The following is a 17,945-nucleotide window of genomic DNA, read 5'->3' on the forward strand; positions in this document are numbered from 1 at the left end:
GGGGGATCCCATGTCGAAGCTTCGCAACCGCCGTACGAACGTCCGCAAGACCGCTGTCGCCGTGACCGGCGCCGCCGCGCTGCTGGCCCTGCTGACCGCGTGCAACGGCACCGCGAGCGGCTCCGTCAGCGCCGACGGCGGTTCGGCGGCCCCGGCCGCGGGCGACTCCACGACGGCGGACGGCTCGACGGGGGGTTCGAGCGGCGGTTCGACGGGCGGCTCCGGCAGCGGGAGCAACGGGAGCGGGAGCACCTCGGGCTCGTCGGCGTCCGGCGGTTCGTCCGCCACCGGGGGCAGCTCCACCGGCGGTTCCTCCGGGGGCTCCTCGGCCACCGGCTCGGTGCCCGCCTGCCAGGCCTCCCAGCTCGGCTACTCCTGGGCCGACCCGGGCAGCGGCACGGGCCAGCAGAAGCACGCGGTCGTGGCGTTCACCAACAAGAGCGGCCACTCCTGCACGATGTACGGCTTCCCGGGCGTCGACCTGGTCAACAGCGGTCAGAAGTGGTCGCTCCAGCGGACGAACGCCACCCCGAAGCGGGTCACCCTGGCGAACGGCGCCTCCACCAACTTCGCGATCACCTTCCTGGTGCCGGCGCAGGGCGACTCCTCCACCACGTTCACACCGACCACGGTCGTCGTCACCGCGCCGAACCAGCGCACGTCGTTCGACCTGTCCTGGCACGGCGGTGCCGTGGTGCTCCAGGACGGCGCCACCCACCCGGGTACGTACATCGGTCCCGTCGGCGAGTGACCGCGGGCCGTCGCCTCACCCCGCTGGGTTCACCCCGCGTCGCGGGCGCAGCGGAAGCCGGTGTGGCCGGTGGAGCTGTCGGGGGTGTTGGCGGTGCGGGCGGCGACCCGGTAGCGGTTGCAGTAGGAGGCGTGGCAGAGGTGGGAGCCGCCCCGGATGACGCGGGCGGTGCCGTGGGCCGTGCCGCCGTCCGTGCCGTGCTCGGTCGTCCACCAGTTGGCGCACCACTCCCACACGTTGCCCGAAGTGTTGTGGAGGCCGTACCCGTTGGGCGCGAAGGCGTCGACGGGCGCGGTCCCGCGGTACCCGTCGGCGGCGGTGTTCCGGGTCGGGAAGGTCCCGCGCCAGATGTTGCACCGGTACTCCCCGTCCGGGTCCAGCTCGTCTCCCCACGGATAACGGGCCTGCTCCAGACCGCCCCGGGCCGCGTACTCCCACTCCGCCTCGGTGGGCAGCCGCTTGCCGGCCCAGGAGGCGAAGGCGGCGGCGTCGTACCAGGAGACGTGCACGACGGGATGCCGGCCGAGCCCCTCCAGCCCGCTGCCCGGCCCGGCCGGCTCGTGCCAGGCGGCCCCCGCGACCGCACACCACCAGGGTGTCTCCGGCGGCCGGGGCGCACCCCGGCGCAGCGCGGCGGGCAGGAACCCGGCGAAGACGTACGACCAGCCCAGCCGTTCGGCGTCGGTGACGTAGCCGGTGTCGGCGACGAACGCGGCGTACTCGTCGTTGCTCACGGCACACGCGTCGACGAGGAACGGCGCCACCCGCACGGCCCGCACCGGACCCTCCCCGTCCGCCGGGAAGCCGTCGGCGTCCTCGGCGCCCATCAGGAACTCACCGCCGGGCAGCGCGACCATGCCGGTGCCGCCGGCGGCGCTGCCGCCGGGGGCGGGCAGGGGCCGCACCGGCAACTGCGCGGGCACGGCGGGCGCGCAGCAGGAGGACGGCGGCGGCTGGGTGGACTCCATGACCGGAGTGTGCCGCAGCCACCTGTGACGCCGGGCTGCGGGGCCACCGCCCGGCCGAATCGACCGGTGCCCGGCGCCGAGTCCTCGCGTCGCCCGCCCCCCGGCCAGCGATAATCGCCCCATGGCACCCTCCTCGCCCGTCGCCGCGTGAACGTCACCCACCTGCACCGCCGCCTGCTGCCCGACCTGCTGTCGGTCGGTGCCGGGTACCCCCTGGCACTGGCCGGTGACTACGCGGCCCAGGCCCACGGCCTGTTCGACCGCCCCGGCCGGACCGTGGACGCGGCCACGCAGAGCCCGGAGCCCATGCAGACGATCGCCGCGACGGTCGCGGGCGGCCTCCGCGAGCGCGGCTGGCGGGTCGACGCCCGCGAGACGGACCCCCTCTCCGCGCAACTCGTCGCCGGTGACCCGGTCGCGGCGGAGGAGGGCGAGGTCAACCTCCTCAAGGAGGCCCTCTGGCAGCCTCCCGTCCGGACGGAACTCGGCCTGACCCTCGCCCTGGAGGACGTGGTCGGCATGCGGGTCTGGGCCCTGGCCGACCGCGGCCTGCCCCGCGACCTCCTGATCGTGCACGCCGCCGCGGACCGCTGGACCCTCCCCGACCTGGAGGACCTCGGCCGCCGGCACGCCCGCGACACCTTCGACCTCGCCGACCTGCAGTCCCGGTTGACCGGCACCGACTGGATCGACGACCGGGAGTTCGCACGGCACGGCCCCGACGCCGAGGAGATCACCGCCCTCCGCCAGTGGGCCCAGACCTGGGCCGACGACATCGCGGAACGCCTGATCGAGGGCCGGCCCCCGGAGGACTGACGTCCGCGGGTCACCGGCTCGCCGGCTCCCGGTCCGTGCCCCGGGCCCGCCGGAGGGACAGGGCGTCCAGACCGAGACCGCCCGTCGGCAACAGCGGCCTGCGCTCGACGGTCACCGACACCCACGACGACACCCACGGCGACAGCTCGACGGCCACGATGTACAACGCGTACGCCGTGAGCCGAGGTCAGGCCGGCTGCCACAGTTCGATGCGGTTGCCCTCGGGGTCGGTGACCCAGCCGAAGCGGCCCACGCCGTCCATGTCCTGGGTTTCCTCTGCGACGTCCGCGCCCTTGGCGCGCAGTTGCGCGAGCATCGCGTCCAGGTCGCGGACCCGGAAGTTGAGCATGGTCTGCTGGGCCGGGGAGCCGAAGTAGTCGGTCCCGGACTCGAAGGCCGCGAACACCGTCGGTCCGGCCGGCTGCTGCCACAGGCCGTGGTCGTCGGTGTCCAGGCCGAGGCAGTCGCGGTACCAGGCGCTCAGGGCCGCCGGGTCGGCGGACCGCAGGAAGTACCCGCCGATTCCAAGCACACGTTCCATGCCGCCATCCTGCCAAGGCCGGAGACGGCCCGCACGTGTGAAGTCGGGGGGCGTGCGGTACGGACGTAGGTGCAAGCGTGCCGTGTCAGCCGTGTCAGCCGTGTCGCTCGTCGGGAGTCGTCGTGAGCAGTGTTGCCATCGTGGGGGCCGGGCCCGGACTGGGGGCCGCCGTCGCCCGGCGGTTCGGGCGGGAGGGGTTCGCGGTGGCCCTGCTGGCGCGGGACGGCGAGCGGCTCGGCGCGCTGGCCGGGGAACTGGCCCGGGAAGGCGTCCGGGCCCGCGGGTACGCCGTCGACGTCAGGGACCCGCTCGCCCTCGCGGGGGCGCTGGCGCGGGCCGCCGAGGAACTCGGGACCGTCGAGGTCCTCCAGTACAGCCCCGTACCGCAGCGGGACTTCATGCTGCCGGTCCTGGAGACCACCCACGCGGACCTGCTCGGGCCCGTCGAGTTCTCGGTGTACGGGCCCGTCGCCGCCGTGCAGCAGGTGCTGCCGGGGATGCGGGAGCTGGAGCGGGGGACGATCCTGCTCGTCAACGGCGGTACGGCCGTCATCCCGCACCCCGACCGGGCCGGGACCTCCATCGCCTTCGCCGCCGAGAGCGCGTACGGGCACCTGCTGCACGACCGGCTCGCGGGGGAGGGGATCTACGTGGGGCAGCTGGTCATCCCGGGGGCCATCGTCGCGGGGCACGCCCGCAAGGACCCCGCGGTGCTCGCCGACGCGCTGTGGGGGATGCACCGCGACCGGCACGGGTTCCGGCACTACGCCGACGACCTCGACGGATAGATCCGGGGAGGAGAGGTCCCGTCGGGCGGGACGGACCGATCTGCGCGAACATCATTTGTGGGTCAATATGGTGTTCGGCCCGATTGCTCCTCTCAGGGAGTCAGCGATGGCTAAAGGGGGCCAGCGATGGCTGTGGAAATACCTCCTCTCCTCAAGCCCTCCCGGCTCAGAAGCCGTGGAGGCCTGCTCGGTGAGTGCCTGGCAGAGTTTCTCGGGACCTTCGTCATCCTCTCGTTCGGAGCCGGTGTCGTGGCGATGGCAGTGGCCGCGCTGCCCGGGTCGGGGCGGGCGGAGACCCCCACGACGATCTTCCTCGCCGCCGGTGACTGGCTCCTGATCGCCTGGGGCTGGGGCCTGGCCGTGACCTTCGCCATCTACGTGGCCGGCGGGGTCAGCGGGGCCCATCTGAACCCGGCGGTGACGCTCGCGTTCGCCGTGCGCCGCAAGTTCCCTTGGGTGAAGGTGGTGCCCTACTGGGTGTCGCAGGTACTGGGCGCCTTCGCCGGGGCCGCGCTGGTCTTCCTCGTGTACCACGACGCGATCAACGCGTTCGACGCCGCGTCGAAGCCGCCGAAGGTGGGCGGGCACACCGAGGCCACCTTCTCCATCTTCGCCACCTTCCCGGCGCCGTACTTCCACGGCGGGATCTGGGGGCCGCTGATCGACCAGATCGTGGGTACGGCCTTCCTCGTCATGTTCGTCGTCGCGGTCGTCGACCTGCGCAACACGGCCGTCGGGTCCAACCTCGGCCCGTTCGTCATCGGCCTGGCCGTCGCCGCCATCGGCATGTCCTACGGCGCGAACGCCGGCTACGCCATCAACCCGGCCCGTGACTTCGGTCCGCGGGTGCTCACCTGGCTCGCCGGGTGGAAGAGTCTCGCGTTCCCGGGGAACGGGGCCACGTTCAGCGATTACTGGTGGATCCCGATCGTCGGTCCGCTGGTCGGCGGCGTGATCGGCGTGCTGGTCTACGACCTGTTCATCGGCGACGTCCTGCACGCCCGGCTGAAGCTCGGCGAGTTGCCGGAGCCGGGCCGGACCCGCCCGACCACGGACGAGTAGCGGCCGGGGCGGCGGCTTCTACGGCCGCGGCTTGTCGTCCGCCTGTTCGCCGAGGCGCCGCACCAGCTGCTGCGCCTTGGAGACCCCGGTGTCGATCTGCTCGGTGTACTTGCCGTCGGTCCGTTCGTCGACCAGGTCGCCCGCCTTCTCCAGACCGGTCCCGATCGCGTCACCGTGTTCCTCGGCGACGTCCTTCGCCTTGGCCGCCAGGTTCTTGAGTCCGTCGATTCCGCCGATTCCCTCGAACATGCGGGAATCGTCCCCGGCGGGAGCGGGCGGCGGCAAGACGGCGCCCGGGGCACGGGGCAGGGCGTGAAAGGAGCGTCCGCACAGTCCGCGTCGCCGTCCCTGTCGTTCGCGTCGTTTTCCGGCGTTCACGTGCGAAGCCCGGTCGCGAGGTTGATCCTGATCCTTGATTCGGCGGGCACGCGACGCACACACCCCGGGAGACGACGACATGAGCACCAGCCCCCTCCTGACCGGCCTGAGCGACCGGCTTCCCGAACTGCGGGCGCTCTACGAGGACCTGCACGCGCACCCGGAGCTGTCCTTCGCGGAGGAGCGGACCGCGGCCGTCGTCGCGGGGCGGCTGCGGGAGCAGGGCTGGGAGGTCACCGAGGGGGTCGGCGGCACCGGGGTGGTCGGGGTGCTGGCCAACGGGGACGGGCCGGTCGTGCTGGTGCGGGCCGACATGGACGCGCTGCCGGTGCAGGAGGAGACCGGGCTGCCGTACGCCTCGAAGACCAGCGGGGTGATGCACGCGTGCGGGCACGACCTGCACGTCGCCTGTCTGCTGGGGGCCACCGGGCAGCTGGCCGCCGGGCGGGAGGGCTGGCGGGGGACGGTGGTCGCGGTGTTCCAGCCGGCCGAGGAGGTGGGCGGGGCACCGAAGATGCTCGCGGACGGGTTCGCCGAGCGGTTCCCGCGGCCGGACGTGTGCCTGGCCCAGCATGTGGCGGCGGCGCCGGCCGGGCTGGTCGGGACCCGGGCGGGGGCGCTGATGGCGGGCGCGGACAGCATGCGGGTCACGCTGTTCGGGCGGGGCGGGCACGGGTCCACGCCGGAGGCCACCGTCGACCCGGTGGTGCTGGCCGCCGCGGTGGTGATGCGGCTTCAGACGGTCGTCTCCCGGGAGGTGGCCGCGGGCCAGCAGGCCGTCGTCACGGTCGCCTCGATCCACGGCGGGACCAAGGAGAACATCATCCCGGACAGCGTCGAGCTGAAGATCAACGTACGGACCGCCACGGCGGCCGTCCGGGAGCGGGTGCTCGCCGCGGTGGAGCGGATCATACGGGCCGAGGCCGCGGCCTCCGACGTGTCCAGGGAGCCGGAGATCGTCCCCATCGACTCCTTCCCGGTCACCCACAACGACCCCGACGCGACCGAGGCCGTCCAGGCCGCGCTGGCCGGCGAGTTCCCGGGCCTCACCTTCGAGCTGACCTCACCCGTCCCCAACAGCGAGGACTTCGGGGCCTTCGGTACGACCCTGGGGGTGCCCTCGGTCTTCTGGTTCGTCGGCGGCGCCGACCACAGGCTCTACGAGGGCGTCGACCTGGAGGCCCTGGTCCGCGACGGCATCCCCCCGCAGATCCCCTCCAACCACTCCCCGCACTTCGCTCCCGTCCCCGACCCCACGATCGAGACGGGCGTCCGGGCACTCCTCGCGGCGGCGGCCCACTGGCTCGCCCCCTGACGCCCTCGTCCGCTACGGACGGGGGGCGGTCTGGTCCAGGGCCGGGCGCAGGTCCGCGCGGCGGCGGATGCCCAGCTTGCGGTAGGTGTGCGTGAGATGGGTCTCCACGGTGCGCCGGGCCAGGTGGAGAAGGGCCGCGATCTCCCCGTTCGTGCGGCCCTCGGCGGCGAGTTCGGCGATCCGCCGCTCGCTGCCGGTGAGGGAGGCGGCGCCGGTACGCCGTCTGGGAGAGCGGGCGCCGCCCTTCCGCAGGATCTCCTCGGTCAGCTCCGACAGCCGTACCGCGCCCTGCCGTTCGGCGTGCTCGGCGGCCTCCCGCAGGCAGTCGCGGGCGCGGGCCCCCTCACCGGCGGCGGTCAGCTGGCGGCCCAGCGCGATCAGGGCGAGCGCAGGCTCGGTACCGGCCGGGCCGCCGTCCCGCAGCAGCCGCACCGCCTCCTCGGTGAGCTCCAGGCCCCGGCGGCCGCCGGTCGCCGTACCGAGGACGCGCAGCGCCCGGCCGACCGTGCGCGGGGTGCCCCAGACCCGGGCCAGCCGCAACTCCTCCTCGGCCAGGGCGATGGCCTCCAGCGGGCGGTCCAGGGCCAGCCGGCACTCGGCGGCGGCGGTACGCCAGGGGGTGACCACCGGGCTGATCACGTCACGGGCCGTCTGGCGGCGCCCGCACTCCAGGAAGTCGTGCAGCGCGGCGGCCGGGTCGCCGGCGGCGACCCGCACCACGCCCCGCGCGTACAGGAACCGGTTCAGCTCCCAGGAGTCCGGCGCCTCCCTGAGGTCGATCCCGGCGACCAGGCCCGCGGCCTGTGCGCCGCGGCCGGTCTCCACGAGCGCGATCAGCGCCTGCGCGTGGGCGTTGGACGGCGTGACCGCGTCGGGGACGGCGGCCGGGCGGGTGTAGTCGGCGCGGGCCGCCGCGATGTCCGTACGGCTGTTGAGCAGCGCCTGGTGCATGGGGTGCAGCAGGTCGGGGCGCTGCCCGGCCAGGCCGCGGTCCACCAGCCGTTCCGCCTCGTCGAGTTCGTCGGCCCACTGGGCGACGGTGGCCGCGGTGCCGACCAGGAACGGCTCGGTGAGCGGGTCGGCGGGTTCGGCGAGCAGGGTGCGCAGCTGCCGCATGGCGTCCCGGGCGGAGGTGAGGCCCGCGGAGGCCGCGTGCCGCACCAGCAGGGCCTGGCCGGCCGTGCCGACCAGCTCCGGGGAGCGGTCGGCGGTCTCGGACAGCCGCCGGTAGACCTCCTGCCGTACCTCCTGGTCCTGGTCGGACAGGAGGACGGAGGCGGTGTGCAGGGTGCGGACCAGGTCGGGGTGGCCGTCCAGTTCGCCGTTCACGGAGCGGAGCAGTTCGACGGCCTTGCGGGTGCGGCCCCGGCCGGTCAGCGCGGTGCCGAGGGCGACGGCCGCGCGCACCCGGTCCTGCGGGGCCGCGGGCAGCCGCACCGCCTCGACGAGGCGGGGGATCGCGGCGGAGGAGCGGGGCGCCGCGTACTCCAGCGAGCCCAGCTCGGTCAGCAGCCGCTGCCGGTGGTCGTCGGGGAGGGGTTCCTCCAGGGCGCGGCGCAGATAGGCGACGGCGTCCTCGGCGCGGTCCTCGTAGAGGGCGACGGCGGCCGCGTCCCGGAGCAGGGCCGGCGCCCAGGGGGCGTCCACCGGTCCGGTCGCGAGCAGTTGGCGGGCCACGGCCTCGGCGGGGGCGTCCTGGCGCAGCATCGCCTCGGCGATCGCCCGGTGGGCGGTGCGGCGGCGGGCGGCGGGGACGCCGGCGAGGACCGCGTCGCGCAGCAGGGGGTGCGGGAAGTGCGGGCGGCCGTCGGCACCGAGGGTGAGCAGGCCGAGGTTGGTCATGGCGGTGAGCCAGCCGGCCACCCGGGTGGGGTCGGCGTCGGCCAGTTCGGCGAGGAGCGGGGTGACCTCGTTCTCCGGCAGGCCGGTGTCGGGATCCTTCTCCAGGACGGCGAGGGCGCGGGCGACCTCGGTGGTGGCCGGTCCCGCACTGTCCAGCCACCACTGGACGGCGGCCGGGTACGCGCCCGGGTAGAGGGCGGCCGTCGTCTCGGGCACGTCCCGGTGCCGGCTCTCGTCGAGGTCGTCGAGGAGGGCGCCCAGCAGCAGGGGGCTGCCGGCCGCCGCCCGGACGCAGGCGTCGACCCAGGACCGGGACGCGTCGGGGAACTCGGCGCGCACCCGGGCGGCGGCGGCCGCCGGGGCGAGGGGCGCGAGGGTGTGGGTGCGGACCAGCGCCGGCGGCAGGGTGTGGGTGAAGCCGGGGGCGGGCGGGTCGAGGTCGTACTGGCTGCGTTCGCTGACGACGAGGAGGATCGGTAAGCGGTCTATGTGCCGGGCGGACTCCACGAGCCAGCGGTGCGAGGGGGCGTCGGCGAGGTGGACGTCGTCCACGGCGACCAGGAGCGGCGAGTCGTCGGCGTAGGCGCGCAGCACCCGCCAGAGGCCGGCGGCGGTGGACCGCTCGTCCCCGTCCACCGCGAGATCGGCGAACTCCGGTACCGGGCCGAGGAGTTGCAGGACGGTCGCGAAGGAGATGGGGGTGTCGCCGGGTGAGCAGCGGGCGCGGAGCACCTTCAGGCCGAGGGCGCTCGCCTGCTCGGCGGCGGCCTCCAGGACGGTGGTGCGTCCGGTTCCGGTGGCGCCCCGGAGAAGCACGAGGCGGCCGCTGCCGGCCAGCGTGCGCTCGGCTTCCTCGGCCAACAGGTGCATGGCGGCGGCGAGTTCAGGGGACGGACGGGTCATGCCTGGCTCCTCGCGGTGCGCTGGTGGGTTCGCGGGGTTAGAGGTGGCGGGAGTGGGAGAGGTTGTGGGGTGCCGGGGGTGGACGGTGGGTTTGTTGCAGGGGCTGCACATTTGATACGGGGCTGTGCATCCGGGTGTCGGTGCCGGTCCGTTCACGGGTGCGGGTGATCTGTGGCCGGTCGCGCAGTTCCCCGCGCCCCCAAGATGGTGGGTCCACTGGTCCAACCTCAAAGGGGCGCGGGGAACTGCGTGAACAACCCCCACCGGTGTCCGCAGTCGCCCACAACCTCAGGGCCCCCGAACATCTCGTGGTCCTTCTCGTGGTGCTCCACGATTGTCGTTGCCCCTTTGGCCACAGCAGGCTGGGGTACTACCGCCCGTCACTGTTCCCTCGGAGACGACGGGCACGTGGACATAGGGGAAGCGGTTGGTCAGCAACAGCTCATTCGCGTCGGTCGGCCGCACGCCCGTGGCGGTGTACGCGCCGGACCCGATCTCCCGCGAGGGCGCGCTCAGCCAGTTGCGGCGCCACCCGGAGGTCGAGATACGTGAGGAGTCCGAGACCGGGCCAGGCACGGTGGCGCTGCTCATCAGCGACAGCCTCGACGAACCCGAACTGACCCGGCTGCGCCGGGTGGTGCGCAGCGAGGGGGCGCGGGCCGTACTCGTGGTCGGGGCCCTCCGCGAGACCGAGCTGCTCGATGTGATCGAGTGCGGGGTCGGAGCCATCGTATGGCGCCACGAGGCCACCGAACTCCGGCTCGTGCAAGCCGTCCTGGCGGCCGCCCGGGGCGACGGGGACCTGCCCGCCGACCTGCTCGGCCGGCTCATCAACCAGGTCGGCACCCTGCACCGCAGCGCCGCCGGCCGGCCGGGCGCCCCGGCCGCCGGGCTGTCCGCCCGCGAGGTGGACGTCCTGCGGCTGGTCGCCGAGGGACTCGACACCGGTGAGATCGCCAGCAAGCTGTCCTACTCCGAGCGCACCGTCAAGAACGTGATGCACGGGCTGACCACCCGACTGCATCTGCGCAACCGGGCCCACGCCGTCGCCCATGCCCTCCGGGAAGGCTACATCTGACCGGTCGGGCAGCTGACACCGGCTCAGGGGCAGGCCGGTCTGCCCGGCTGTGCCTGCGGAGGCGGCCGGGGCGAAGGGCAGGATGGGTGTGTATGCCGAGGGGGCCGCGCGGGTCCATGGGGTGGTGAGTACGGCGTGATCCACGAGGTGGACCAGGTGCTGCGGAACCTGCTGACCAGCGGTGCGCTGGAGGGTTCCGGCATCGAGGTCTCCTTCGACGCGCCGACCCGCGACTGGTCGGCCCGCCGCAACGGGCCTGTGATCAACAGCTACCTGTACGACATCCGGGAGGACGTGAACCGGCGCCAGCGCGGGCACATCGACGTCCGCGACGACCGGGACGTCGTGGTCAAGCGCCGCCAGCCGCCCCGGTGGTTCCGGCTGTCGTACCTGGTGACGGCGTGGACCAAGCGGCCGGAGGACGAGCACCGGCTGATCAGCGCGGTGCTCGCGACCCTGATCCCGCGGGAGCTGATCCACCCCTCGGAACTGCCGGGCTCACTCGGCGCGCTGGGCCTGACGATCCCGCTGTCGTGCGCCGGCATCCAGTCCGAGGCGCGCTCCCTCGCCGAGATCTGGTCGGCGCTCGGCGGCGAGCTCAAGCCGTCCCTGGACGTCGTGATCACGGCGCCCTTCCCGGCCTATCCCGAGTACGACGCCGGTCCGCCGGTCACCGAGGGTGCCGCCGTGCGGGTGCGCGACGGGATGGACGACGGCGCGCCGGTCCTCGAGGAGCGGGCCCACCGGCCCGGCCAGGTCGCCGAGGCCGCGGCCGCCCGGAGGGGCCGGGCGTGACCCTGGACGTCTCCCTGGAGCCGGCCGCCGCGCTCCTCACCCGGCTCTCCGCGCTGCGCGACCGGGTCGCCGCCCTGGTCGCCCACCGCTCCGCCGACGACCCGACGGCCGGCGACCCGCTGCGCGGCCTCTACCTCTCCGAGGAAGCGGTACGGCACCTGCTGGGCCCCGAGCCGGAACCGGCCGAACTGCCCTCCCTGGCCGACGGTTTCGCCGACCCGCTCGCCGCCCTCGCCACCCGCCTGCGCCTCGCCCCCCTCGACACCACCCTCCTCCTCATCGCCCTCGCCCCGGACCTCGACCGCACCTTCGAGCAGCTGTACGGCTACCTCAACGACGACGTCGGCCGCCGCCGCGCCACCGTCGGCCTCGCCCTGGACCTGTGCGGTGCCCCCGCGCACCTCGCGGCGGCCCGCGCCCGCTTCCACCCCACCGCCCCGCTCACCGCGCTCGGCCTGCTCACCGTCGAGGAGCCCGAACGCCCCTTCCTCAGCCGCTCGTTGCGCGTCCCCGACCGGGTCCTGGCCCACCTCCTCGGCGACGACACCCCGGACGCGGCGCTCACCGGACACCTGCGGGAGCTGTCGTACGGCGGCGAGTCCGCCGACCCGGAGTTCGTGGGGCGGCTGGCCGCGCGGATCGCCGCCGGGCCGCTCTTCGCCTTCCTGCGGGAGCGGCAGGAGGGCGAGGGTCTCGGCTGCGCGGCCGCCGCGCTGCGGCTCGCGGGGCGGGCGGGGCTGCACTGCACCGGGCCCGAGGAGCGGATCCCTGAGCTGCTGCGGGAGGCCCGCCTGAGCGGGCGGGCGATCCTGGTCGACAGCGACCAACCGGGCGCTGTCCTCAAGGCGTTGAGCGGTGACGCCGCCGCGGACGTCACCATGCTGGTGACGACCGCCCGTCCCTACGACCCCCAGTGGTGCGGCCCCCGTGACCCCCTCGTCCTCGAGGTGCCCTCCCGGCGCGCCGCCGCCCCGGACGCCTGGGCGGCCGTACTGCCCGGCGACCCCGGCTTCGACCTCGCGGCCACCGTCGCCCCGTACCACCTCGGCGGCGAGCGCCTCACCCGGGCGGCCCGCGCCGCGCAGGACCTCGCCGCCTTCGAGGGCACCCCGCTGACCGCCGCCCACCTGCGGCTCGGTGCCCGCCAGCAGTCCGCCTCCGGCCTGGAGCAGCACGCCCGCCGGATCCGGCCCGCCGTCGACTGGCGGGACCTGGTGCTGCCCGAACGGCCGCTCACCGAACTGCGGGAGCTCGCGCTGCGCGCCCGCCACCGCGATCGGGTGCTCGGCGACTGGCGGCTGAGCGCCGGCGGCGGCAGGGGCCGCGGAGTGCTCGGCCTCTTCGCGGGCGAGTCGGGCACCGGCAAGACCCTGTCGGCGGAGGTGGTGGCCGCCGAACTCGGCCTCGACCTCTACGTCGTCCAGCTCTCCTCCGTCGTGGACAAGTACGTCGGCGAGACCGAGAAGAACCTCGAACGCATCTTCACCGAGGCCGACCGCACCGACGCCGTGCTGCTCTTCGACGAGGCAGACGCCGTCTTCGGCAAGCGCTCCGAGGTCAAGGACGCCCACGACCGGTACGCCAACCTGGAGTCGGCCTACCTCCTCCAGCGACTGGAGGCCTTCGACGGCATCGCGCTGCTCACCACCAACCTGCGCGCCAACATCGACGAGGCCTTCACCCGGCGCCTGGACCTGGTGGTCGACTTTCCGTTCCCGGACGAGGAGCAGCGGCTGGCGCTGTGGCGGCACGGGCTGGTGCACGTGCCGAGTGAGGACGGCGTCGAACTGCGCCCGCTGGCAGCGGAGTTCGAGCTCGCCGGCGGTTCCATCCGGAGCGCGGTGGTGACCGCGGCGTACCTCGCGGCGGGGCGGGGCGAAGCCGTCGGCGCGGCGGACCTGCTCGAAGGGGCGCGGCGCGAGTACCGCAAGGCGGGGCGGCTGGTGCCGGGCACGTGGGCGTGAGTGACGCACGGGGGGCGCGCGCCGTCCTATGTCTGCCGCGCCGTCGTGGCCGGTCGCGCAGTTCCCCGCCCCCCTGACGGGGTGAGCAGTCGCCGGACGGGTGGTCAGTCCGTGGACGGGTGGACGATCAGCCACTCCTGGTCGTCGGTGTTCGAGCAGTAGTACAGGGTCAGGTTGGTGTCGTTGCCGCCGGTGCTGTAGCCGGCCACGTCGAGGCAGAGGTTGTCGCTGGCGAAGTTGCGGATCCAGTAGGCGCCGCTGGGCTGCTTGTCGATCCACCACAGCTGGTTGTCTGCCTTGGTGCCGTCGCACTTGTACTCGGTGATCGGCGAGGACAGCTTGGCCGAACCGTAGTCGGGCAGGTCCATGCACAGCTGGTCCTTGGCGTTGCGGATCTGGAAGAGCGCGGCCGAGCCGGGGCCGCCCTTCGCGTACCGCACCTCGAGGTTCCACAGCTGGTTGTCGTTGGTGGTCTCGTCGCAGGTGTACTCGCGCACCGGGCCGTTGCTGGTGCCGTTGCCGTAGCCGGGGATGTCCGCGCACTTCTTGGTGGTCGTGTTGCGCAGCAGGATGTTCGTCGCCGGGACGACCGGCTTCGGGGCCTTCTTCTTCGTCGCCTTCGGGGTCGGCTGGGAGTGGCCGCCGCTGCCGCCCGCCTGGGTGCCGGACGAGGTGTCGCCGTCGTTCGCCGGCTGCTGCTCCACCGGGGTCGGCGAGGGCGCCGGCGCTGCCGCCAGGGGCGCGCCGGCCGAGGGGCTGGGGGCGATGCTGCTCACCCCGGCCTCCTGGACCTGTTCCTGGGCGAGGCTTCCGACCTTGGGTTTGTAGTTGAACCAGATCAGGGCGAAGGTGAGGGCGAGGGCCAGCAGGGTGCCGAAGAGGGTGGCGAGCCAGCGGGGCAGGAAGCCGCGCTGGACGTAGGTGCCGTCCACAGGCTGTGGATTGACGCCCGACCGCTGGACGGTGAGAGCGTACGGCCGCTGCTCCTTGGGCCCGAACCAGATGATCCGCCGGGGCTTGAGGGTGGCCTTCACGAAGGCGGCGCGGCCGGGTTCGATCTGGACGTTGCTGGGGTGCAGGTCGTAGACGAGCTGGTCGCCGTTGTCGCTGCCGCTGACCGAGGCGGTGAGCTTCGTGTTGCCGAGGTTGTCGATGGCCAGCTGGGGGCGGCCCCGGAACCGGCCCTTGACCGTCGGCGGCACGAGTTCGGCGCGGACCTCGGTGAAGGGCGTGATGGTGAGGTTGCCCTCGGGGACGGTGACCGCCTCGGGGTGCTCGGTGGGCGTGATGCGGATGGCGTAGGGGTTCGGTCCTGCCGTCGCGTCCGGGGTGCGGGGCGGGGCGAAGGTGAGCTCGACCGTGCCCGTGGTCCCCGGGTAGAGCCGGAGCGTGGCGGGCTCGACGGTCGTCCAGGGCGCGATGGGGCCCACCGGTTCGAAGCGGTACTCGTCGACGACGTCGCCGGTGTTGCGCAGCCGCAGGCGTACACGGGTCGAAGCGCCCGGGTCCACGGTCGCGGAGGCGGGTTCGAGCGAGGTCCAGAGAGTCATGGGGTCACACCGTCAGTTTGAAGGCTTCGAGCCAGAGCGTGTTGTCCCAGGTGCCCAGGGTGAGCAGGGCCGGACGGGCGTCGCTGCACGCCTGGTTGCTCCAGCCCGCGTTGCGGACGTGGGCGAAACCGCAGACCTGGCCGTTGCCGACGTTGAGGGTGAAGGTCTCCAGGTAGGGGTCGGCCGGCTTCGTGCTGCCGATGTAGTTGTCCTTGCCGTCGGCGACGATCTTGGTCCAGGTCTGCCACTTGCCCTGCCCGTTGGTGGACTGGGAGTCGTAGACGAAGGAGTTGCCGGCCGAGCCGTCGACGCCGTACACCGCGACGTTGATGTCCTTGATCGGGGTGTTCTTGCCGATGGTGCCGGCGATGGTGCCGTCGCAGACGGGCTTCGACCAGCCGGTGCCCTGGATGTAGGCGCGGTAGCAGATGTGCCGGCCGCCCGGGTCGGCGGCGGCGAGCCGGTTCACGGCGGTCGCGGCCGTGTCCTGCTTGGGCTTGGCCGTGACGGTGGCCGTCGCGCCCCCGCCGCCTCCGCCTCCGCCACCGCCGCCGTTGTCGTTTCCGGCTTCGGTGGTCGGGGCGGCCGGCGCCGCGGCCGCCGTCTGGGTGGGCGCCGGCGGCGGGGTCGGGGTCGTCGAGGGGCTGGGGGCGATGCTGCTCACCCCGGCTTCCACGGGCTGTTCCTGGGCGAGGCTCTGGACGTGGGGTTTGTAGTTGAACCAGATCAGCGCGAAGGTGAGGGCGAGGGCCAGCAGGGTGCCGAAGAGGGTGGCGAGCCAGCGGGGCAGGAAGCCGCGCTGGATGTACGTTCCGTCGACCGGCTCCGGCTGCACCCCCGACCGCTGCACGCTGAGCCGGTAGGGCCGCTGCTCCTTGGGCCCGAACCAGATGATCCGCCGGGGCTTCAGCGTGGCGTTCACGAAGGCGGCGCGGCCGGGTTCGATCTGGACGTTGCTGGGGTGCAGGTCGTAGACGAGCTGGTCGCCGTTGTCGCTGCCGCTGACCGAGGCGGTGAGCTTCGTGTTGCCGAGGTTGTCGATCGCCAGCTTCGGGCGCCCCCGGAACCGGCCCTTGACCGTCGGCGGGACCAGCTCCGCGCGCAGCTCGGTGAAGGGCGTGATGGTGAGGTTGCCCTCGGGGACGGTGACCGCCTCGGGGTGCTCGGTGGGCGTGATGCGGATGGCGTAGGGGTTCGGTCCTGCCGTCGCGTCCGGGGTGCGGGGCGGGGCGAAGGTGAGCTCGACCGTGCCCGTGGTCCCCGGGTAGAGCCGGAGCGTGGCGGGCTCGACGGTCGTCCAGGGCGCGATGGGGCCCACCGGTTCGAAGCGGTACTCGTCGACGACGTCGCCGGTGTTGCGCAGCCGCAGGCGTACACGGGTCGAAGCGCCCGGGTCCACGGTCGCGGAGGCGGGTTCGAGGGAGGTCCAGAGACTCACGTCGTCACGCTAGGGGTGGTCGCCCGCGCCGGTCAGGAGGTTTTGGGGCACATCGCGTGACCGGCGGGGCAGAGTGGCGGCGGTCAGTCCGTCAGGTCGTCGAGTCCGGGCCGCGCGCGCGGGCCGGTCGAGTAGGGCCGCAGGGTCATGCTCTGCGAGCTGTTGCCGGCCATCGCCCGGAGCTGGAAGAGGGTCACCTTCAGCGAGACGTTCCCGTAGTTGGGGTCCTTGTAGGTGACGACCCGGGCCGAGCTGTCGTAGGAGTCGATCAGGACGGCGTGGACCGTGCTCTCCATCGTGCTCGCCGACCGGCTGGTCAGGTCGATCACCCCGGCGGCCGTGTCGTCGTCCTTCCCCAGCTTGAACCTCCGCCTGATACCGGCGTAACAGGGCAGGCTCTGGTTCTCCATGGCAAGGCGTACGTCGTCGAGGCTCTGGCTCGCGTCGATGTGGGCGGGGGCGGTGTCGAGGAGCTTGCTCACCTCGTCGCCGGGCGCGCCGACCTTCTGGATCAACATCCTGGCGCGGTCGGAGGCCTTGGAATAGACCTCGCGGATCGAGGCGAACTGCGCCCTGCCGTCCTGGAAGTCCAGTCTGTCGAGCGAGGTCTCCGCCCCCATGGACCGGCGGGCGAAGAGGGCGACCTCGTCGCGGCTGATGTCCGTGACGGCCTGGTCCTGGTGGGCGCGCCAGTTGTCGAGCTTGCGCACCATGGAGTCCAGCGCCTCGGCCGTCATGATGACCGCGAGCCGGCGCCCCTCGATCTTGTTCCCCTTCTGCTTCTCCTCCCGCTGGCGGTCGTCGCGGTCGGCCGTGGAGGGGTAGGCCCGCATCGCGACGGACAGCGCCTGAACGGGCAGTCCGTGGTGCTCGGCGATGGCCTCCAGCACGTAGAGCCAGCAGGACGGCCCCTGTTGCACGGCCAGGTTGGTGACCCGCTGCACGGCGGTGACCCGCTGTACGGCGCCGGTGGCCGCGGGCGCGGCGGACGCCGTCGTCGCCGGCGTCCGCTGGGCCGACGGCACCGGACCGCTCATCACCTTGCGGGCGTTGTCCACCGCGTGGCGTTCACCCGAGTCGTTGACGTCGGAGACGCGCACCCCGCCGCCCGAGTCCGTACCGGGGACAGGGCCCTTCAACTGATCCTCGTAGTGGGTCAGTTCGTGGGCCCAGTCCTCCTTCGTCATGGTGTCGCCGACCACGATGTTGGGGCCGGTGGTGTACGCCTTGGCGCCGAGTTCCTTCGCCGACTCCCGGGCCAGCGACCCCGTGTGCACCCGTACGCCGCTGAAGTCCGCGCCGTCGAAACGTGTCTCCATCTCCGACTGCAGCGCCTGGTCCATGCTCTGGCCCGGGGACTCGATCACCCGGTGCACCAGGGCCCGGCGCTGCACCGCCGGCACGTGGCCGCAGGCAGCGTCGTGCTCGTGGAGTTCCGCGCCGGCCGTCTGCCGCTGCACCGCCGTCGGGTGGCCGCAGCTCGCGTCGTGCCGGTGGCGCGACGCCTCGACGGTGCGGGTCACCGCCGCGTTGCCCGCCGTTCGCTGGAGAGCAAGCAGCCCGGCCGCGGTGCCGGTCACGGCCGTACGGTCGGCACCTGCGGACGTCTCCCGTGCCGCAGGGCGGTGGACGGCCTGCGGGTGGCCGGCCTGGCTGTGTTCCTCCTGTGCGTGCATGAACTACCTTTCGGCGACGGACCCTTGACCACAACTACGAGTGCCGGGGCCGGGTGCGCAAGGGGCGTTCGGGCAGCCTC

At 73.4% G+C, this 17,945-nt stretch carries 16 protein-coding genes; 8 read left to right on the plus strand and 8 right to left on the minus strand.

The window, feature by feature from the left end; all coding sequences use genetic code 11:
* Nucleotides 1–10 precede the first annotated feature (10 nt).
* The gene (locus tag ACFY6U_RS37805; RefSeq protein WP_390045677.1) at nucleotides 11–751 is read left to right on the plus strand and encodes a DUF4232 domain-containing protein; all 741 of its coding nucleotides are present in this window, start codon (nucleotides 11–13) and stop codon (nucleotides 749–751) included.
* Between the two features lie 29 nt (nucleotides 752–780).
* Here the strand turns inward: ACFY6U_RS37805 and ACFY6U_RS37810 are convergent, their stop codons facing one another.
* A complete protein-coding gene (locus ACFY6U_RS37810) occupies nucleotides 781–1,719 on the minus strand; it encodes a formylglycine-generating enzyme family protein (RefSeq protein ID WP_390045679.1) in 939 nt (312 codons plus the stop codon).
* 147 nt (nucleotides 1,720–1,866) lie between these two features.
* Here ACFY6U_RS37810 and ACFY6U_RS37815 point away from each other — a divergent pair, with 147 nt between their 5' ends.
* Nucleotides 1,867–2,535, plus strand: a complete 669-nt coding sequence (locus tag ACFY6U_RS37815; protein WP_390045681.1) for a hypothetical protein — start codon at nucleotides 1,867–1,869, stop codon at nucleotides 2,533–2,535.
* Nucleotides 2,536–2,545: 10 nt separating this feature from the next.
* Here the strand turns inward: ACFY6U_RS37815 and ACFY6U_RS37820 are convergent, their stop codons facing one another.
* The gene (locus tag ACFY6U_RS37820; RefSeq protein ID WP_390045683.1) at nucleotides 2,546–2,692 is read right to left on the minus strand and encodes a hypothetical protein; all 147 of its coding nucleotides are present in this window, start codon (nucleotides 2,690–2,692) and stop codon (nucleotides 2,546–2,548) included.
* Nucleotides 2,693–2,722: 30 nt separating this feature from the next.
* Nucleotides 2,723–3,076: a VOC family protein gene (locus ACFY6U_RS37825; protein ID WP_390045685.1), complete on the minus strand. Its 354-nt coding sequence runs from the start codon at nucleotides 3,074–3,076 to the stop codon at nucleotides 2,723–2,725.
* 122 nt (nucleotides 3,077–3,198) lie between these two features.
* Here ACFY6U_RS37825 and ACFY6U_RS37830 point away from each other — a divergent pair, with 122 nt between their 5' ends.
* On the plus strand, nucleotides 3,199–3,864 hold the full coding sequence (locus tag ACFY6U_RS37830) for an SDR family NAD(P)-dependent oxidoreductase (RefSeq protein WP_390045687.1): 666 nt from the start codon (nucleotides 3,199–3,201) through the stop codon (nucleotides 3,862–3,864).
* Nucleotides 3,865–3,990: 126 nt separating this feature from the next.
* Nucleotides 3,991–4,926 carry an MIP/aquaporin family protein gene (locus ACFY6U_RS37835; protein WP_351486487.1) on the plus strand — a complete coding sequence of 312 codons (936 nt, stop codon included), beginning with the start codon at nucleotides 3,991–3,993 and terminating at the stop codon, nucleotides 4,924–4,926.
* 18 nt (nucleotides 4,927–4,944) lie between these two features.
* On the opposite strand, the gene ACFY6U_RS37840 is transcribed toward ACFY6U_RS37835, so the two are convergent.
* Nucleotides 4,945–5,175, minus strand: a complete 231-nt coding sequence (locus ACFY6U_RS37840) for an antitoxin (protein ID WP_390045689.1) — start codon at nucleotides 5,173–5,175, stop codon at nucleotides 4,945–4,947.
* A gap of 208 nt (nucleotides 5,176–5,383) precedes the next feature.
* Between ACFY6U_RS37840 and ACFY6U_RS37845 the strand changes: the two genes are divergently transcribed.
* Nucleotides 5,384–6,619, plus strand: coding sequence for an amidohydrolase (locus ACFY6U_RS37845; RefSeq protein ID WP_390045691.1), 1,236 nt, complete (start codon nucleotides 5,384–5,386; stop codon nucleotides 6,617–6,619).
* A gap of 12 nt (nucleotides 6,620–6,631) precedes the next feature.
* Here ACFY6U_RS37845 and ACFY6U_RS37850 read toward each other — a convergent pair whose 3' ends face one another.
* Nucleotides 6,632–9,364, minus strand: a complete 2,733-nt coding sequence (locus tag ACFY6U_RS37850) for a LuxR C-terminal-related transcriptional regulator (RefSeq protein ID WP_390045693.1) — start codon at nucleotides 9,362–9,364, stop codon at nucleotides 6,632–6,634.
* Nucleotides 9,365–9,791: 427 nt separating this feature from the next.
* On the opposite strand from ACFY6U_RS37850, the gene ACFY6U_RS37855 reads away from it, so the two are divergent.
* The 3 genes from ACFY6U_RS37855 to ACFY6U_RS37865 all read left to right on the plus strand — a co-directional run bounded on the left by ACFY6U_RS37855 (nucleotide 9,792) and on the right by ACFY6U_RS37865 (nucleotide 13,201).
* Nucleotides 9,792–10,442, plus strand: coding sequence for a response regulator transcription factor (locus tag ACFY6U_RS37855; RefSeq protein WP_362580375.1), 651 nt, complete (start codon nucleotides 9,792–9,794; stop codon nucleotides 10,440–10,442).
* 135 nt (nucleotides 10,443–10,577) lie between these two features.
* On the plus strand, nucleotides 10,578–11,237 hold the full coding sequence (locus ACFY6U_RS37860) for a DUF4255 domain-containing protein (RefSeq protein ID WP_390045695.1): 660 nt from the start codon (nucleotides 10,578–10,580) through the stop codon (nucleotides 11,235–11,237).
* Nucleotides 11,234–13,201, plus strand: coding sequence for an ATP-binding protein (locus ACFY6U_RS37865; RefSeq protein ID WP_390045697.1), 1,968 nt, complete (start codon nucleotides 11,234–11,236; stop codon nucleotides 13,199–13,201). The genes ACFY6U_RS37860 and ACFY6U_RS37865 overlap by 4 nt, the downstream gene beginning before the upstream one ends.
* A gap of 104 nt (nucleotides 13,202–13,305) precedes the next feature.
* Here the strand turns inward: ACFY6U_RS37865 and ACFY6U_RS37870 are convergent, their stop codons facing one another.
* From ACFY6U_RS37870 to ACFY6U_RS37880, 3 genes are all read right to left on the minus strand, one after another.
* Nucleotides 13,306–14,751 (minus strand): RICIN domain-containing protein, encoded by a 1,446-nt coding sequence (locus ACFY6U_RS37870; protein ID WP_390045698.1) that lies wholly within the window; start codon nucleotides 14,749–14,751, stop codon nucleotides 13,306–13,308.
* A 4-nt stretch (nucleotides 14,752–14,755) separates the two neighbouring features.
* Nucleotides 14,756–16,189 carry a hydrolase gene (locus ACFY6U_RS37875; protein WP_390045700.1) on the minus strand — a complete coding sequence of 478 codons (1,434 nt, stop codon included), beginning with the start codon at nucleotides 16,187–16,189 and terminating at the stop codon, nucleotides 14,756–14,758.
* An 83-nt stretch (nucleotides 16,190–16,272) separates the two neighbouring features.
* Entirely contained in the window at nucleotides 16,273–17,865 is a 1,593-nt protein-coding gene (locus tag ACFY6U_RS37880; RefSeq protein WP_390045701.1) for a DUF4157 domain-containing protein, read from the minus strand.
* Nucleotides 17,866–17,945 lie beyond the last annotated feature (80 nt).

It is taken from the genome of Streptomyces sp. NPDC013157, assembly GCF_042899865.1.
Taxonomy (GTDB): domain Bacteria; phylum Actinomycetota; class Actinomycetes; order Streptomycetales; family Streptomycetaceae; genus Streptomyces.

Excerpts from the sequence above, each read along its gene's own strand:
- ACFY6U_RS37840 (WP_390045689.1), bottom strand. The coding sequence starts at position 5,175 with ATGTTCGAGGGAATCGGCGGAATCGACGGACTCAAGAACCTGGCGGCC.
- ACFY6U_RS37845 (WP_390045691.1), top strand. The coding sequence starts at position 5,384 with ATGAGCACCAGCCCCCTCCTGACCGGCCTGAGCGACCGGCTTCCCGAA.
- ACFY6U_RS37805 (WP_390045677.1), top strand. The coding sequence starts at position 11 with ATGTCGAAGCTTCGCAACCGCCGTACGAACGTCCGCAAGACCGCTGTC.
- ACFY6U_RS37825 (WP_390045685.1), bottom strand. The coding sequence starts at position 3,076 with ATGGAACGTGTGCTTGGAATCGGCGGGTACTTCCTGCGGTCCGCCGAC.
- ACFY6U_RS37850 (WP_390045693.1), bottom strand. The coding sequence starts at position 9,364 with ATGACCCGTCCGTCCCCTGAACTCGCCGCCGCCATGCACCTGTTGGCC.
- ACFY6U_RS37810 (WP_390045679.1), bottom strand. The coding sequence starts at position 1,719 with ATGGAGTCCACCCAGCCGCCGCCGTCCTCCTGCTGCGCGCCCGCCGTG.
- ACFY6U_RS37880 (WP_390045701.1), bottom strand. The coding sequence starts at position 17,865 with ATGCACGCACAGGAGGAACACAGCCAGGCCGGCCACCCGCAGGCCGTC.
- ACFY6U_RS37870 (WP_390045698.1), bottom strand. The coding sequence starts at position 14,751 with ATGACTCTCTGGACCTCGCTCGAACCCGCCTCCGCGACCGTGGACCCG.
- ACFY6U_RS37835 (WP_351486487.1), top strand. The coding sequence starts at position 3,991 with ATGGCTGTGGAAATACCTCCTCTCCTCAAGCCCTCCCGGCTCAGAAGC.